Below are 17,507 nucleotides of genomic sequence, written 5' to 3'. Positions count from 1 at the left end.
CTCCCTTACCTGCAGTGTATGCTGCAAAGTTAAGGGGGGTTCCTCTCGTGAAAATGGAGATTACAACGTTACCCAACCATTTTTAATTGCTATAATAACAGCTTGTGTACGATCATCAACTTCCATTTTTTGGAGGATGCTGCTGACGTGGTTTTTCACCGTTTTTTCACTGATATAGAGGAACTCTCCGATCAGCTTATTGCTTTTACCTTCCGCCATAAGACGAAGAACTTCTGCTTCTCGCTTGGTTAGCGGACTATTTGCATTATGTATGTATTTAAGAGCTGAATCTTTGACGCCTTGGCCAGAACCAACTACACCCACATCATCCAAATAGGTCATACGTCTGAGCTGATTAATCAGCTTGCCAGTAACCTTGGGGTGAATGTAAGCATGACCAGCCACTACGGAACGAATCGCATTAATAAGCGACTCCGCTTCCATATCTTTCAGCAAATAACCTGAAGCCCCCTTACGAAGAGTTTCGAACACATAGCTCTCATCATCATGGATGGATAAAATGATTACTTTGATATCGGGAAAAATAAGCTTAAGCCGTTCAGTCGCCACAACGCCGTTCTCGAGCGGCATATTAATATCCATGAGAACAATATCCGGCGTGATTTGATTGCACAGCTCGATAACCTGGATACCATCACCGCACTCACCAATGACTTCCATATCATCTTCCATATTAATAATTCGTTTAACACCTTCGCGAAACAGCTGATGATCGTCCGCAATGACAATATGCACATTGCGTTTATGACTCGCCGTGTTGTCCATTCTGTTTTTCCTCCTTGTTCTCTCCAACGCCGCCGATAGGGATTAGCATCGTAATTTTTGTACCTGAATCTTTTTCGGACTCTAGAACCATCGTGCCCTCCAGAAGCTCGACACGCTCACGCATGCCCAACAAGCCGAAATTATTTCCCTTGGCTATTCTTTGTTCTGTCTGCGGCACGTCAAAACCGATCCCGTTATCTACCACGTAGATTTGTACTTGATCCGGCTCCAGTGTGAGTTCAACAGATAGGAAAGTAGCTTTTGCATGCTTATTTACATTAGATAAAGCTTCCTGCACAAGTCGGAAAATAGCAATTTCAAGCCCAGACGGAATGCGAGTCTCCTTGCCTACGAGATTAAACTGTGTGCGAATTCTATGCTTATCTTCGAAATCCTGTACATATTTACGCAGTGTCGGAACGATTCCTAGATCATCGAGCGCCATCGGACGGAGGTTGAAGATGATCTTACGAACTTCTTCAAGCCCCCCTCTGACTTGACCCTTCAAATCTACCAATTCTTCCTTCACCGCGGGAATATCCTCTTTTACCAGCATACGCTGGGCAATTTCAGTTCGAAGCACTACATTCGCCAAGGTTTGAGCCATACCATCGTGAATTTCACGCGCAATACGCTTCCGCTCTTCCTCTTGGGCCAAAATAATCTTCAAACCGAGTAATTGCCTGTTCTTGGCGGATTCGAGTATACGAGTCACCTGATTGAGGTCGCCCGATAAATATTCCAGTACCACATTCATTTGCGATACGATTGTTTCTGCTCGCTCCACCTGCTTGTCCACATTTTTCGTGCGTACCTGCAGATCATTGCGCCGAGTCTTTAGATTATTTTCTTTTTCCCTAGCAATTGTCAGCTGTAATTGAAAAGCAATCGCGGCTTCATAAGCAATCTTGATATCTTCCTCACGGTACTTATTGAAATCACGACTGACCTCCGTGAGTCGAATACGAGATCGCCTGTAATCCTTCTCCAAATTGTCAACCAGCTCGATGGTAATACTCGTTTCATACTTAATCTCTTCGAGCTCGCGAGTGAGTGACTCTTTTTCCAAACGAGAAGCTTCAGCGATTTCAAACATTTGATACTTGCTGCTCTCCATGACGTTAATTGCGTTTTTAATGACACGATCTATAGCGTCTGGCTGCAAATGAAACGAGCTCCTTTATAAAACAATATTAGAAATTAGTCTACCCCATATTGTATCATAGTTTTACCCGTTTGCCGTGTACTTCTAGCACTATTTATTCGATCGTAATCCCATAATTTTTGGGTTCCCAGCCTACTTTAAAGCCTAATTTTTCTGAAATGAGTCGCAAAGGCACCATCGTCACATTATTCATGATTTTAGGAGACACTTCAGCGGTCACACGATCTCCGTTTATAAGCAGATCAGCATGATCAATCCACAGGTCAATTAGTTTGTCACCTCGTAAAACGGTTACCTTCCGCTCTTTGTCATCCCACTTCACATTACCGCCTAATGCTTCTGTTACAAAACGAAGAGGAACCAACGTATTATCATTCACAATCGTCGGAGCCTGCTCCAATGTATAGGATTTATCATTCAATGTCGCTTGTTTCTTATACACAGTCAATTTTACTGCATTTTTCGGCAGAGCGGCTAGCTGTCCTTTGTAAATGAAAGAGATATCGTCGATATTAATTTTCCCTTTTGGGGCCCTTTCATCCTGTCCATTCGCTGGATTAGCGACATATACACTCTTGATTTTGATCGGGAATTTGAGGTCGGACACATCGGCCTTTACCTTGCGCCAGCCTGTCCAGTTCATATTTTCAGTGAAACTTACGTAATTCAACTTACCATTCGCATCAATGATTTCTGCGCGCACCCAGTTAAAGCTTCCGTCACCGAGCACTTTGGCAGTGATAAATTCCGGTTCTCCTTCAATTTGAACACCGTTCATCCCATCGAATCTAGCATAAGCAGCTTTAGTTCCTGTTCCTTTTGTAAAATCATACGAAATTTCTAGACTCTTATTACCGCTATTCGGCACAATATTAACAGCTGAAACAACCTCTGCTGGATACTTATCTCCTGTTGTCATAACCGCAAATTTATCTAGATCATACCAAACCTTCTCCTGGCCAACTGGCAGGGTAACCATCGTGCTATAACCATCATATCTCGCAATAACCTGAGCAGCCTGAGAGCCCGAAGCGCTATCCACATGAAGAATACCGTCTTTCAGAGACCCTTTAACCCCACTTAGCTCCCAAGTTGCTGATGCCGCTGGCAATTCGCGTGTTGCACCACTCCTAGTCGTTACCGATATAGGCAGCTTGAAATCCCCGCCTTCTGTCAGTGAAAAGGCTCCTGAATTAAATTTCATGGAAGTAATCTGATTTCTTCCGACAACCTCGACGTCCATGGATGCTGAACCTTTGCCTGACTTGGCAATGATTTGGGTCTTACCTGGCAATGTCGGTGTAAACACATTATCTTTGAACGTACCATTCGTCGTGGAACTACTCCACTGTGGAACAATGCCTTCTACAGAAATCGGATTATAATAGTCATCATAAGCTTTAAATTGATAAGTGCTGGATTCATTCATGAATAAAACATGTTGACCTTTTAAAATAAGTCCCTTCAAATCGCCCTTCGGTGCCGTCGAATACACACCCACACCATTTACAACGGAACGCTGATTGCCATTCTCTGTTTTATTAACTAGCTTCGGATCAAAATCTCCGAGTGGTCTTGAAACCATTTGCGTCGATCCCCCGCCATCCAGGACCATTCCTCTCCAAACACCAGCACTAATCATAAACAGCTGAAGCTCCGGGAGCGTCATCCCTGCACTGCCTGCACTGCGATCCGAAGTAATGATATAAGCCGTCTTCATATCTTTGGAATAGCCTATTGCCGTTCGGGAACGCGGACTGTAACCACTGAAATCGCCAATATTACGTGTAAAATAACTCGGCTTCGCCTCATCCACTAGCAGTGTGCTGCCGCCAATGAGCATTTTAAAATTCTTCCAATCATACGTCTTAGACGCATCATGCGGGACCATATCATATTTGGTAGTGATCTTATCTCCGACTTTGAGGTGATTTACAATAAACTCCCGTGCTAGTCCTGAACCTCTTAGGATATAGCCATCTGCTGGAGCAACCATTTTAATATTCGTATCTACGGCAATTTCCTTGACTACATCATTCTGTATGAGTGCTTCAGTTGGAACATGGGTTCCATCAACCGCACGCTGCGTTAAAGCCCAGGCATTCGTATAGAGGAAAAGTCCGTCTGCGATCATCGCGACATCATTGTCGTCCCAATAATACGTTTTGTTCACACCGCCAAGCTCAAAAGAAGTCCCGTCCTTCGCCGTCACCCTGCCTTGAAAATCAAAAATATCAATAATCGGTTGATTCGTATTCGTAATCGCAAAAGAATAAAGTCCAGATATTTTCGCAGGTGTTGCCATGACTTGGCCATTCGTGATTTGCGCGCCTTCCGGAACACCTTCCGCCTGTGTATTGAAGAAATCCCCATTCACACCTGCCACGGCACCGGTATCCTTCACCATCCCCAGAACACTCTGGTTCTTCGTGAACTGATTCTTCGTCCCAGCCATTGCGTCTATCTTAACGTTCGGATTCGTCAAATCGACTTCTACCACATTGGCGTTCACCGATACGTCCTTATTGCTCCTAGTAGTCTTCCAAATGTAATTCTTCATAATTGCACCAGATGTAATCGTTTCCTGCGAACTAAGTGTCAACGTCGGCCCTGCCGCGTTTACCGTAGTCCCCGCAACCAATTGCCATACCAATGCGCAAGCCAGCGCACCCATTCCTACTTGCTTTTGTACCATCATGCTGCTTTTCCACTCTCCTCTTTCAGTTTAAGTCTAGTATCTATCTTTTCGGATATCTATATAGACTCTTAAACTAGTGAAAAAGTTACGATCTGAGAGAAGTTGTATTTATACGTCAAAAAAGGGATAGAAAACAGAACATAAAAAAAGAGAGAGTAAACCCTACTCGGATCTGCTCTCTGCTTGAGATACTTGATATTTTATTTAGACCATTTAAGCTTAGCTTCTTGCTCAATCGACCTAGCGGATAATAGTTCGATAATCGTATGCTGCTGCTCTTGAATAAGCTCCATCCTTTTCACCGTTTCATTGGTTTCCAATACAGCTTGCTTTATTTGAGCTTGTTCCAATTCCATTCTGTCTAATCTGTCTATCACTGGTGATAATTCAGCCCTAAGTAATGCGGTTAATGCTTCTTTCAAGTCATTATCCAACATCATCACTCCCGATCCATTTACTTAATTCTGTTTTACGATTATACCATAATAATTGACCCTCATGCATTTTCCGGCTACATATATATTATACCATAAAATAGAGCTTAAGCAAACATACGTTCTGGTTTCATTGCAATTTTTAGTTGTCACAAAATGCAAAAATGTCGCCCAATAAGGACGACTTTCATTAATTTTAAACCAATGCTTGTGTTTTCAAAGACTCAGCTTTATCTGTACGCTCCCAAGGAACATCCAGATCATTACGGCCGAAGTGACCATAAGCAGCTGTTTGACGATAGATTGGGCGACGCAGGTCAAGCTCTTTAATGATGCCCGCTGGACGAAGGTCGAAGTTAGTGTGGATCAGCTCAACAAGCTTCTCCTCACTTACTTTACCTGTACCAAAAGTATCCACAGCAATGGACACTGGACGAGCTACACCAATTGCATAAGCTAATTGAACTTCACATTTTTCAGCAAGTCCAGCTGCTACAATGTTTTTCGCAACATAACGCGCTGCATAAGCACCGGAACGGTCAACTTTCGTTGGATCCTTACCAGAGAACGCGCCGCCGCCGTGACGAGCGTAACCACCGTATGTATCAACGATGATTTTACGGCCTGTCAAACCAGCATCCCCTTGAGGTCCGCCAATAACGAAACGGCCAGTTGGGTTAATGAAATAGTTTGTGTTCGCATCCAACAAGTGAGCAGGAACGATTGGGTTAATAACGTGTTCTTTGATATCTTTTTGAATTTGCTCCAAAGTAACTTCTTCACCGTGCTGTGTAGATACAACAATTGCATCAACACGAACTGGTTTATCATCTACATACTCAACAGTTACTTGTGTTTTACCGTCCGGACGCAGGTATGGAAGAGTTCCATTTTTACGAACTTCCGTCAAACGACGAGCCAATTGGTGAGAAATCGAGATTGGAAGAGGCATAAGCTCAGGCGTTTCGTTAACCGCGAATCCGAACATCAGACCTTGGTCACCAGCACCGATTGCGTCAATTTCCTCATCAGACATCGAACCTTCTCTTGCTTCAAGGGCTCTGTTAACACCTTGTGCAATGTCAGGGGATTGTTCATTCAAAGAAACGAGAACCGCACAAGTTTGGGAGTCAAAACCATACTTCGCACGCGTATAACCAATATCCTTAATTGTTTGTCTAGCGATCGCTTGAATATCAACATATTCAGAGCTTGAAGTAATCTCACCGATTACCAAAACCAAACCAGTTGCTACAGATACCTCACATGCTACACGAGCATTCGGATCATTGGCAAGAAATGCATCCAATACCGAGTCAGAAATTTGGTCACAAATTTTATCCGGATGACCTTCTGTTACGGATTCGGATGTAAATAAACGACGTCCACGTACTTGCGCCATATCATTCATCCTCCTAATATCATTTAGTATGTTTGAAAAGCTTCTACACGATGCCTCTATATGAAAAAAAGTGGGCCCGGCTTTAGCGGCAGCTTTTCACGCCAAACGGAATCCCTCTTTTGCGCTCAAGCGCTAACAAGATCCTTGAATTCCGCAATGGTAAAAATTAGAATCAAACAGTAAATCCAGTAATCATGAATAAAGACAACAAAAAAATGAACCTTTCCCGATTGGAAAAGGTTAAATTAAATATTGACCTTCAATTAGTTATCTTACGTCATTTGTCGTCTAGTGTCAATGCAGCAAACCGTGAAGAAATTATGAATAATCACGAAAATCTATAAAGAAAATAGTGCTTCTTCTGCTTTCTGAATCAGTCTTTTAGTAATCGTTCCCCCTACTGCTCCTGCATCTCGCGATGAGATATGTCCCCAGTAGTCTTCTTTCATTGAAGAGGAAGGAATCGAACCCAATTCTGTCGCAAACTCCGTATCCGCATGAAGCGACATTTGTTTACCGACAGGCAAACCCAATTCAGCAGCAATCTCATACTTTAAAATATCTAATGCCTTTTTCGATTCAGGAACCACTTTATTATTGTTTCTAGCCATAACAAACGCCTCCTTAGAGTTTTTGTTGTGATTACGACACTCCATAAGCAATTGCCGATGATGTGAGTACATCACTAGTATGGCTAGATTCCTGAAGTCGAACCGCATAAGAACTTGTCAGATTGGGTAAAATTATGGAGAAGAGTTTTATTGAAATACGACCAAATGAACAAACATTTTAGTTTTAAAATTTGCAAAAAACTTTATTGAGCAACCTTACTTCCGTCGGCATTCAACAATAAATAGCTTCCGCGTACCATGACAAAGATGTCCGCCGTATTCTTAGGCGATGACTTAATACCACGGCCCTCGGCCGGGAAGATCAAAAGATGATTCAGCGCGACTTCCGTCCCCACTGAAAGATCTTTGCCTCCCGTTACATCCGGGATGCCATTTTCATCGTTGCTCACGGCGAGTACCCTGCCAGTTCGCACGATAAACTCGGCGCCAGCACCGGCGTAAAGCGTTTGTCCATTTTGCAATTGGACAACCTTCATTGTCGCTGGCGTGGAAGTGCCCGTGCCTCCGTTACTTCCGCTAGGCTGGCCTGCGCCAGCATTGGCCGCGATCGCGGAGGCGACAAGCTCCTTCACCTTTGCTTCGCTTAAGGTGTTCTGATCGAAGTAGCTCTTTGTGATCACCGGGTCGGTGGACGAGCCGGGGGTTGGAGCTTCGGCTTGAGAGTGTGAAAATAGATTAAAGGAAATTGAGATTAATACTACAGATATTAAAAACATCTTATACTTCACTGTATCCACCTTCTTTTTAATTTTTAAAACAAAAAGAGACCCAAATGGGTCACTTTTTGTTACATACTTATAAATTTATTTCCTACTATTATGGAGTAGTAATAGTTACAAATGTTGTTACGGATTTTCCATTAGCAGCGTATGCTTTCAATGTGAAAGTATCATTTGCTGCAGCACCAGTAACTACACCTGTTTTAGTGTCAACAGTAATTCCTGGGTTGCTTGAATCTTCAATAATGAATGCTACACCAATCAGATTGTAGAATTGTCCAACTTTAGCATCTTTGTACTCAATGCCATAGTTATCAACTGCTTTTAGATTCATCAATGTAGCAGCTTGAGTAGTTCCAACAACAGTAGATTTGCTTGCATCAGCAGTCAAAGTAGCAACAGTTACAGCATCTGTTTTAACAGTTACATCAAGTGATGCTTGTTTTTGCTCATCTTTAGCTGTTTTGTAGATAACATTAATTTTAGCTGTACCTGCTTTGTTACCAAGTACCCAACCAGTTGTTGTTGTTACACCAACATTAGCTACTGCAACATCATAGCTGGAGCTTGTTACAGATACGATACGGTCATTTGGCAATGATACGGTAGCTCCTGAAGCATCCTTCGCTGTAACAGCAACTTTCTTAGCTACAGTTCCAGTATCAGTTATTTTCTGAGCAGCATCAAGGATACCGCTATCTTTTGCCGCAAAAAGTTCGCCAATTGCATTCAAGGAGTAAGTCAACTCTTCTGTTGCAGCATCAGCATTGATGTAGCTTCTGCTAATGGAGTTAACATCTCTCCATTTCAAACCGCCACCAGTAACAGTTTCTCCATTAATATTCTTTTGAAGGACAGCTTTAAACTCAATTTTACCGCCATTACCAGATGCAGCAAGTCGAGCAGCAGGTGTTAGACCTGTAGTCGCCTCTGGGTTAGTTGTGAAATTGAAACCATTGTTAAATAGTCCAAATTGTGCTTGTGTATAAGTTTTATCAGCTCCACCAGCAATACCAGTAGCATAAGTAGCTCCAGTATGAGTATTAGTAGCCTGACCAGTAATTACTAGGTTAGTTGCATTGGCAGCAGCACTTCTAGTTTCTGTAGCTTGAACATATACAGAGTATGTTACTGGAACACCATTCTCTTGGTAAGTTACACCAGCTGGAACACCAGAGATTTTTTCGCCATATTGGTCAATTATGAAGATTTTGAAATCATCACCAGTGTTCAATACACCTTTAGTGTTTGCAGCTGTATCAACTTTGAAACCGTCCGGAGTACGAACTTTCTCAATTTTGATGGATTTATTAGCATAGCTATTAGCACCAGCAGTAGCAATGTAAGCAGTGAAATATGCTTGGCTACCTGATTGGCCTTTTACTCTATTCAAATGAATTTTACCTTTGTGCTCGCCAGTTGTTTGAATTTCAACAGGCCCTTCAACACCAGCTTTAACTAGGGAAACGTTAGTTCCTGATACTTTGATTTGTTGACTGTTTTGTGCATCAACAATCTCATCTGCTGTCAATTTGTTACCGTCAGCATCGAATGCTTCGATAGGTACATATTGGTCGATTTGATCGCCTTCAGCTAATACTTTAGTGAAGTCAGCAAATCCAACTTTTACAGCAAGCTTAGCGGATTTCACAGCTACTTTTGTTGTAGCAGTTGAAGAACCAGCATAGATTGTAATGTTATAATCATCTGATTTCTCAACACGACCAGCCAAGGATACACGAACTTCACCAAAGTTGTCATTATCGAAATCATCGTACTCTGCTTTAATTTTGTCAGAGTATGGAGCAACGATCAAGTTTACATTCGAAATTGCCGCTGAATCTTCTGCAACAGGATTTCCGTATTGATCGAACTGTGTTACAGGAATTGTAGCAACATCACCTGTAGAAGCAATTGCCGTTTTACCATCAGCATACTTAACAGTTCCAAATTCAACTTTGGATACGAAAGGTTGTGTACCCAATTTAAATGTTTTTTGTGCAGATACACGGGAATCGTTCTCGTATACGTATACAGGAATCATAGTTAAACCTGGAGTTGTTGCTACAGCACCTGCACCAGTTGTTGTCGTAGTGTCGATCGTTATAACCAATGCTCCAGTGTTGTCTTTTGTAATGCTGCTGTCAAATCCAGATGTTGTAACTGTAAAGTTACTAGCTGAAAGTGTTACACTCTCATCGTATTGGTTTTTAGCAATAACTTTTACTCTAGCTTTTTTGGATTGAGCAATTGTATCGTTAGCTTCACCAAAACCGATTGATTTTACAACTTCAACTGTACCCGTAAATTTAGCTGTTGCAGTAGCAACGGAATCAGCATCCAAACCTGCTAAAGTTACTGTGTATTCAGCATCTCCGATTTTAGCATTGTCTTTCAAAGTCAATACTGCGGATTTTTTGTCATCAGCAAACACTGTTGTAACGCCTACATCAACAGAACCTTTTTTCAAAGTCAAAGTAGCTTTAGCAGTGTCAACTGGTTTGTTGAATGTTACTGTTACTTTTTGAGCGCCAGTTGCTTTTGCTTCAGTTACAGCAACTTTACCTGGAGCCACGTATTGAGCTTTCGCTTCATAAGCACCAGTCAAAAGAAGGTCGCGAGTTGCATTAGCTTGACCACCGAATTTACCATCAGCGCCTGCAGGAAGAAGTTTCAATTCAAGAGCCAATGCTACATAGCCTTGTGCCCAACCAGAAACAGTTGTATCAGTACCTGTTTTTGCTTTTGCTTCAGCATCTTTACCCAGTACGCGAACCAAGAAAGTAGCAAGTTGTTCTTTTGTAACTTTACCAGCTGGGTTGTATTGACCTTCAGCATAGCCATCAGTGATACCAGCAGTTTTCAAAGCTTCGATGAAAGGAAGTGCGTAGCCATTAGCTGCGTCATCAACTTTAACATCGGAGAAGCTGGAAGTTTTAAGATCTTTGTTTACTTCGATACCAGTGATCAAAGCTGCAACTTTTGCGAATTGAGCGCGGTTCATTTCGTCTTTAAGACCAAATGTAGTTTCGCTCACTCCATCAAAAATACCTGCGCTGATCAATGCATCGAATTTCGCTTTTGTAGCTGCGTCAAGATCTTTAAGATCTGTGAAGTCAGCGGATGTTTTACCGAATGCTACGGAAGAAAACATGGATAATGCCATTGCTGTGGAAAGAATTACTGATAAACTTTTTTTCATAACCTTTTTTTCTCCTCCTTGAATATCTTTGGTTTTATTTTTTAGGTTGAATCTAACAATATTTGAGCTCGATTTACTCATTGTTTGGTTCACCCCCTTTCCAGAGTTAGAGCATAATATAACTAAGTTCGCGTGCAGCTCTAGTGGCTGCATTGGAAACTAGTAAACTTAAATTAGAAAAATAGACACCCACACCAATTTACATTATACATTGGTCGAATAGCGTCGTAAAGAATTATTTTCAATACGAAGGAATTTATGTAACTGTTTTTGCTTTCAAAGTATTAAACGCATAGAGTTCAAAAAAGTTGCGTTCTGGCGAAAAAAAATTCCAATCTAATATTTTCCTATTGAATTCATGAATTTAAAAGCAAAAGAGACCCCGAAGGGTCTCTTGAAAGCGAGCTGTTAGTTTTTAGTTACGTGCGTCGTTGTTGTTTTGCCATTGTTGGAAATTGTCTTCACAACGAACTCTTTTACGTTTCCTACTATATCGATTTTGCCAGTTGAAGAGTTGAATGTTGCTGTCCCTGTTCCTGTTCCTTCAACTTTTACATCGGAAATGATGTATTGAACTCCCAAGAAGTTTTGGTAAGTCGCAATTTCAGCCAATTTGTACTCAATACCATAGTTGTCTACAACTTTAACATTAATCATTTCAGCAACTGTTTGGCTTGCACTGTAAACGACGTTGTCATTAGCTGTTAGTGTCGCTACGGCAGGCGCATCTGCTTTGACGTTAACTTCATACGTGAAGGCTTGTGTTTCGCCATTAGCTTTGGATACAACCGCGGTAATCGTTGCTTTACCTGCTCGTTGACCCAATACTTTACCGTCAGGAGTTACCGTTGCAATGCTAATGTCGGAAGAGGAAGCTGTTTTAACAGCTTTCATTGCTGCTGGTACAGCAACCGTGTCACCGGACTTATCTGTCACTGCAACTTCTACTGTTTTAGCGAATAGGCTTTTCGTAGCATCTGCAAAGTCGCCAGTTTTCGCTACATCATTTGTTTGAATTGCAAACACATCACTCAATGCTTTCGCATTGTAAGTCAGGTCTGTGCTGCTAATTACTTCTACTGTTCTTTTTAGAACAGGGGAGACTTCAACTGCTCCTTTTTTGATCGAAACTTCCAATGTTGTTTTACCTGCAGTATTTGCAGTAAATGTAATTTCTTTATCGTTAAGATCTGCTTTCAAATCGGTAACGTTGCCTGCTGTTACGCCTGTTACTGCTGCAGAAGTTCCATCAACGTTAACGTTCACTGTGTAGCCAACTGGCACCGTATCTAGAGTTTCGCCGTATTGGTCTTTCACCAACACTTTCATCGTTGTCGTTGCATCTTTCAATGCCTTCTTAGCTGGCTCAGAACCAGATAGTACCGCACTTTCAGGCGTACGAGCTGCTGCTACTGTCAATGGAAGCTGAGCTTGTGTTTGAACGTTTGCGTTGTAGATCGACATATTCAAGTAAACAATGCCTCTCTCTTTAGCTTCAATCGCGCCTAATTTCAACATACCTTTGTGTTCGCCATATTTTACGATACCATTTGTTACTTCGCTATCGGTAGCTATCGTTGCACCCGATACTGCAAATTTAATGCTGCCTGCATTATCCACGATATCTTGTGCGGAAAGCTGCTTGCCTGCTGCGTCAAAAGCTACGATTGGGATGTACTTCGCATTCGTATCGCCTTCTGCTACAACACCGTTATAAGAACCGAACTCCAGTTTCGTTGGAACGCTTCCTGCAGTCAAAGCGATTTTCGCAGTTGCAGAAGCACCCATATCATAGTAAGTTACCGTGTATTCACCGGATTTTTCTACTTTTTTACCCGCTGCAACCGTGATAACCAATTTGTTATCAACCACTGCTTTGTCAAGAATGTTCATGTCATTTGGAGTAATGACAGGTGCAGTCGTTGTAGGCGCATCTGCAACCATCTTAAATCCGTATTGATCGTATCTTGTAATAGCGATTGTTGCTTTTTCTCCCTCTGCCGAAAGCGCAGTTTTCCCTGCTGCGTATTCTACTGTTCCAAGTTCAACCTTGGAAGTCAATTGCTCAGTTCCAATTTTGAATGTTTTGGACACGGAAACAGCTGATTGATTCATGCTTACGGTCAGCGGCAATACGCCGATTTCAGTTGGGTACGTTGTTTTGTTGCTTGTATCTACTTTAACTTCCAGTGAGCCCGTATCTGCATTGCGAGTTACTGTAGCACCAGTGTAGCCGAATACGGAATAGTTGCTGCCATTCAAGGAAGCATTCTGACCATATTGGTTCTCAGCTTTGAGCTCAATAACAAGATCTTTCACTTGCGGTACTTTTTCGCCTGCATTGACAAAGCTAAGTTTCGTTACTTTTTCATTTTCAGCCGTGAAAGTTGCTGTTGTTTTATCAACGCCTGCTGCATCAAGGCCGGAAAGCGTAGCTGTGTAGCTGCCTTCTGTTACTTTTACGTTAGTTAACGTTAATACAACGGACTTCTTATCATCAGCAAATTTAGCTGTTGTTGCTACATCAACAGAACCTTTTTTCAACGCTACTTTTGCTTTAGCTGTATCTACTGGTTTGTTAAAGCTTACTGTTACTTGTTGAACGCCAGTTGCTTTCGCACCAGTTACAGATACTTTACCAGCTGGTACGTATTGTTGTTTCGCTTCGTATGCGCCGGTCACAAGCAGATCGCGAGTTGCGTTTGTCATACCACCGAATTTACCGTCTGTGCCGTTGGAAAGAAGTTTAAGTTCAAGTGCAAGAGCGACATAGCCTTGTGCCCAACCAGAAACCGTTGTGTCTGTACCTGTTTTGCCTTTAGCTACTTCATCTTGACCAAGAACACGAACCAAGAAAGTAGCGAGTTGTTCTTTTGTTACTTTACCAGCCGGGTTGTATTGACCTTCAGCATAGCCATCAGTAACGCCAGCTGTTTTCAAAGCTTCGATGTAAGGAAGTGCATAACCATTTGCTGCATCGGTTACACTAACGTCAGTGAATGTCGATGTTTTCAAGTCTTTGTTTACTTCCAGACCCATGATCAATGCCGCTACTTTCGCAAATTGTGCACGGTTCATTTCGTCTTTCAGACCGAAAGTTGTTTCTGTCACGCCGTCAAAAATACCAGCAGTGATCATCGCATCGAATTTCACTTTTGTTGCTGCATCCAGGTCTTTCAAGTCTGTAAAGTCAGCAGATGTTTTACCAAATGCGACGGACGAGAACATGGAAAGAGCCATAGCGGATGTAAGAACTACGGATAGTGTTTTCTTCATAAAGGTTTGTTTCCTCCTAATAATATGAAAGTTTTTTTGTTATAAAAACTTATAACCAACGAGCGACAGTTGAATCTTCGCAAAAGATATATGATTCTGATAGACTCCTGTGTATCTTTTCGTCTATCACCTTGGCTACAAACTTAGTATACGTGAGTCTATACTTATTTTCATTGATAAGATTTTTCCAAGTCAATGTTATAAAAAACAAGAGACCTCTTGGGGTCTCTTGTTTAAAGCGAGCTATTAGTTTTTAGTTACGTGCGTCGTTGTTGTTTTGCCATTGTTGGAAATTGTTTTCACAACGAACTCTTTTACGTTTCCTACTATATCGATTTTGCCAGTTGAAGAGTTGAATGTTGCTGTCCCTGTTCCTGTTCCTTCAACTTTTACATCGGAAATGATGTATTGAACTCCCAAGAAGTTTTGGTAAGTCGCAATTTCAGCCAATTTGTACTCAATACCATAGTTGTCTACAACTTTAACATTAATCATTTCAGCAACTGGGATTGCACTGTAAACGACGTTGTCATTAGCTGTTAGTGTCGCTACGGCAGGCGCATCTGCTTTGACGTTAACCTCATACGTGAAGGCTTGTGTTTCGCCATTAGCTTTGGATACAACCGCGGTAATCGTTGCTTTACCTGCTCGTTGACCCAACACTTTACCGTCAGGAGTTACCGTTGCAATGCTAATGTCGGAAGAGGAAGCTGTTTTAACAGCTTTCATTGCTGCTGGTACAGCAACCGTGTCACCGGACTTATCTGTCACTGCAACTTCTACTGTTTTAGCGAACTTGCTTGTCGTAGCATCTTCAAAGTCTTCTTTCGCTACATCATTCGTTTGAATTGCAAACATATCACTCAATGCTTTCGCATTGTAAGTCAGGTCTGTGCTGCTAATTACTTCTACTGTTCTTTTTAGAACAGGGGAGACTTCAACAGCTCCTTTTTTGATCGAAACTTCCAATGTTGTTTTACCTGCAGTATTTGCAGTAAATGTAATTTCTTTATCGTTAAGAGCTGCTTTCAAATCGGTTACGTTGCCTGCTGTTACACCTGTTACTGCTGCAGAAGTTCCATCAACGTTAACGTTCACTGTGTAGCCATCTGGCACCATATCTAGAGTTTCGCCGTATTGGTCTTTCACCAACACTTTCATCGTTGTCGTTGCATCTTTCAATGCTTTCTTAGCTGGCTCAGAACCAGATAGTACCGCACTTTCAGGCGTACGAGCTGCTGCTACTGTCAATGGAAGCTGAGCTTGTGTTTGAACGTTTGCGTTGTAGATCGACATGTTCAAGTAAACAATGCCTCTCTCTTTAGCTTCAATCGCACCCAATTTCAACATACCTTTGTGTTCGCCATATTTTACGATACCATTTGTTACTTCGCTACCGGTAGCTATCGTTGCACCCGATACTGCAAATTTAATGCTGTCTGCATTATCCACGATATCTTGTGCGGAAAGCTGCTTGCCTGCTGCGTCAAAAGCTACGATTGGGATGTACTTCGCATTCGTATCGCCTTCTGCTACAACACCGTTATAAGAACCGAACTCCAGTTTCGTTGGAACGCTTCCTGCAGTCAAAGCGATTTTCGCAGTTGCAGAAGCACCCATATCGTAGTAAGTTACCGTGTATTCACCGGATTTTTCTACTTTTTTACCCGCTGCAACCGTGATAACCAATTTGTTATCAACCACTGCTTTGTCAAGAATGTTCATGTCATTTGGAGTAATGACAGGTGCAGTCGTTGTAGGCGCATCTGCAACCATCTTAAATCCGTATTGATCGTATCTTGTAATAGCGATTGTTGCTTTTTCTCCCTCTGCCGAAAGCGCAGTTTTCCCTGCTGCGTATTCTACTGTTCCAAGTTCAACCTTGGAAGTCAATTGCTCAGTTCCAATTTTGAATGTTTTGGACACGGAAACAGCTGATTGATTCATGCTTACGGTCAGCGGCAATACGCCGATTTCAGTTGGGTACGTTGTTTTGTTGCTTGTATCTACTTTAACTTCCAGTGAGCCCGTATCTGCATTGCGAGTTACTGTAGCACCAGTGTAGCCGAATACGGAATAGTTGCTGCCATTCAAGGAAGCATTCTGACCATATTGGTTCTCAGCTTTGAGCTCAATAACAAGATCTTTCACTTGCGGTACTTTTTCGCCTGCATTGACAAAGCTAAGTTTCGTTACTTTTTCATTTTCAGCCGTGAAAGTTGCTGTTGTTTTATCAACGCCTGCTGCATCAAGGCCGGAAAGCGTAGCTGTGTAGCTGCCTTCTGTTACTTTTACGTTAGTTAACGTTAATACAACGGACTTCTTATCATCAGCAAATTTAGCTGTTGTTGCTACATCAACAGAACCTTTTTTCAACGCTACTTTTGCTTTAGCTGTATCTACTGGTTTGTTAAAGCTTACTGTTACTTGTTGAACGCCAGTTGCTTTCGCACCAGTTACAGATACTTTACCAGCTGGTACGTATTGTTGTTTCGCTTCGTATGCGCCGGTCACAAGCAGATCGCGAGTTGCGTTTGTCATACCACCGAATTTACCGTCTGTGCCGTTGGAAAGAAGTTTAAGTTCAAGTGCAAGAGCGACATAGCCTTGTGCCCAACCAGAAACCGTTGTGTCTGTACCTGTTTTGCCTTTAGCTACTTCATCTTGACCAAGAACACGAACCAAGAAAGTAGCGAGTTGTTCTTTTGTTACTTTACCAGCCGGGTTGTATTGACCTTCAGCATAGCCATCAGTAACGCCAGCTGTTTTCAAAGCTTCGATGTAAGGAAGTGCATAACCATTTGCTGCATCGGTTACACTAACGTCAGTGAATGTCGATGTTTTCAAGTCTTTGTTTACTTCTAGACCCATGATCAATGCCGCTACTTTCGCGAATTGTGCACGGTTCATTTCGTCTTTCAGACCGAAAGTTGTTTCTGTCACGCCGTCAAAAATACCAGCAGTGATCATCGCATCAAATTTCACTTTTGTTGCTGCATCCAGGTCTTTCAAGTCTGTGAAATCAGCAGATGTTTTACCAAATGCGACGGACGAGAACATGGAAAGAGCCATAGCGGATGTAAGAACTACGGATAGTGTTTTCTTCATAAAGGTTTGTTTCCTCCTAATATTTTTTAAGTTTTTGTTATAAAAACTTATAACCAACGGGGCGACAGTTGAATCAAGGCATGAC

Annotated in this window: 10 protein-coding genes; all 10 read right to left on the bottom strand. The window is 42.0% G+C overall.

The window, feature by feature from the left end:
- Positions 1 to 60 precede the first annotated feature (60 nt).
- Positions 61 to 786, bottom strand: a complete 726-nt coding sequence (locus tag QFZ78_RS23510) for a response regulator (RefSeq protein ID WP_307551139.1) — start codon at positions 784 to 786, stop codon at positions 61 to 63.
- The gene (locus QFZ78_RS23505; RefSeq protein ID WP_307551137.1) at positions 764 to 1,951 is read right to left on the bottom strand and encodes a sensor histidine kinase; all 1,188 of its coding nucleotides are present in this window, start codon (positions 1,949 to 1,951) and stop codon (positions 764 to 766) included. The genes QFZ78_RS23510 and QFZ78_RS23505 overlap by 23 nt, the downstream gene beginning before the upstream one ends.
- Before the next feature lie 94 nt (positions 1,952 to 2,045).
- Positions 2,046 to 4,649 carry a stalk domain-containing protein gene (locus QFZ78_RS23500; protein ID WP_307551135.1) on the bottom strand — a complete coding sequence of 868 codons (2,604 nt, stop codon included), beginning with the start codon at positions 4,647 to 4,649 and terminating at the stop codon, positions 2,046 to 2,048.
- A 200-nt stretch (positions 4,650 to 4,849) separates the two neighbouring features.
- Positions 4,850 to 5,089, bottom strand: a complete 240-nt coding sequence (locus QFZ78_RS23495) for a hypothetical protein (RefSeq protein WP_307551133.1) — start codon at positions 5,087 to 5,089, stop codon at positions 4,850 to 4,852.
- 190 nt (positions 5,090 to 5,279) lie between these two features.
- On the bottom strand, positions 5,280 to 6,485 hold the full coding sequence (gene metK / locus QFZ78_RS23490; RefSeq protein ID WP_307551131.1) for a methionine adenosyltransferase: 1,206 nt from the start codon (positions 6,483 to 6,485) through the stop codon (positions 5,280 to 5,282).
- 338 nt (positions 6,486 to 6,823) lie between these two features.
- Complete coding sequence (locus QFZ78_RS23485; protein ID WP_029194931.1) at positions 6,824 to 7,096, bottom strand: alpha/beta-type small acid-soluble spore protein; 273 nt, start codon at positions 7,094 to 7,096, stop codon at positions 6,824 to 6,826.
- A gap of 203 nt (positions 7,097 to 7,299) precedes the next feature.
- Positions 7,300 to 7,845 carry a hypothetical protein gene (locus QFZ78_RS23480; protein ID WP_307551128.1) on the bottom strand — a complete coding sequence of 182 codons (546 nt, stop codon included), beginning with the start codon at positions 7,843 to 7,845 and terminating at the stop codon, positions 7,300 to 7,302.
- Between the two features lie 88 nt (positions 7,846 to 7,933).
- Positions 7,934 to 11,119 (bottom strand): S-layer homology domain-containing protein, encoded by a 3,186-nt coding sequence (locus QFZ78_RS23475; RefSeq protein ID WP_307551126.1) that lies wholly within the window; start codon positions 11,117 to 11,119, stop codon positions 7,934 to 7,936.
- A gap of 327 nt (positions 11,120 to 11,446) precedes the next feature.
- Positions 11,447 to 14,314, bottom strand: a complete 2,868-nt coding sequence (locus QFZ78_RS23470; RefSeq protein WP_307551125.1) for an S-layer homology domain-containing protein — start codon at positions 14,312 to 14,314, stop codon at positions 11,447 to 11,449.
- A gap of 246 nt (positions 14,315 to 14,560) precedes the next feature.
- Positions 14,561 to 17,422 carry an S-layer homology domain-containing protein gene (locus tag QFZ78_RS23465; protein WP_307551124.1) on the bottom strand — a complete coding sequence of 954 codons (2,862 nt, stop codon included), beginning with the start codon at positions 17,420 to 17,422 and terminating at the stop codon, positions 14,561 to 14,563.
- Positions 17,423 to 17,507 lie beyond the last annotated feature (85 nt).

This window comes from Paenibacillus sp. V4I5 (assembly GCF_030817255.1).
Classification (GTDB): Bacteria; Bacillota; Bacilli; order Paenibacillales; family NBRC-103111; genus Paenibacillus_E.
Note: the sequence above shows the minus strand (reverse complement) of the source record. Positions and strands in the feature narration are given on the sequence as shown.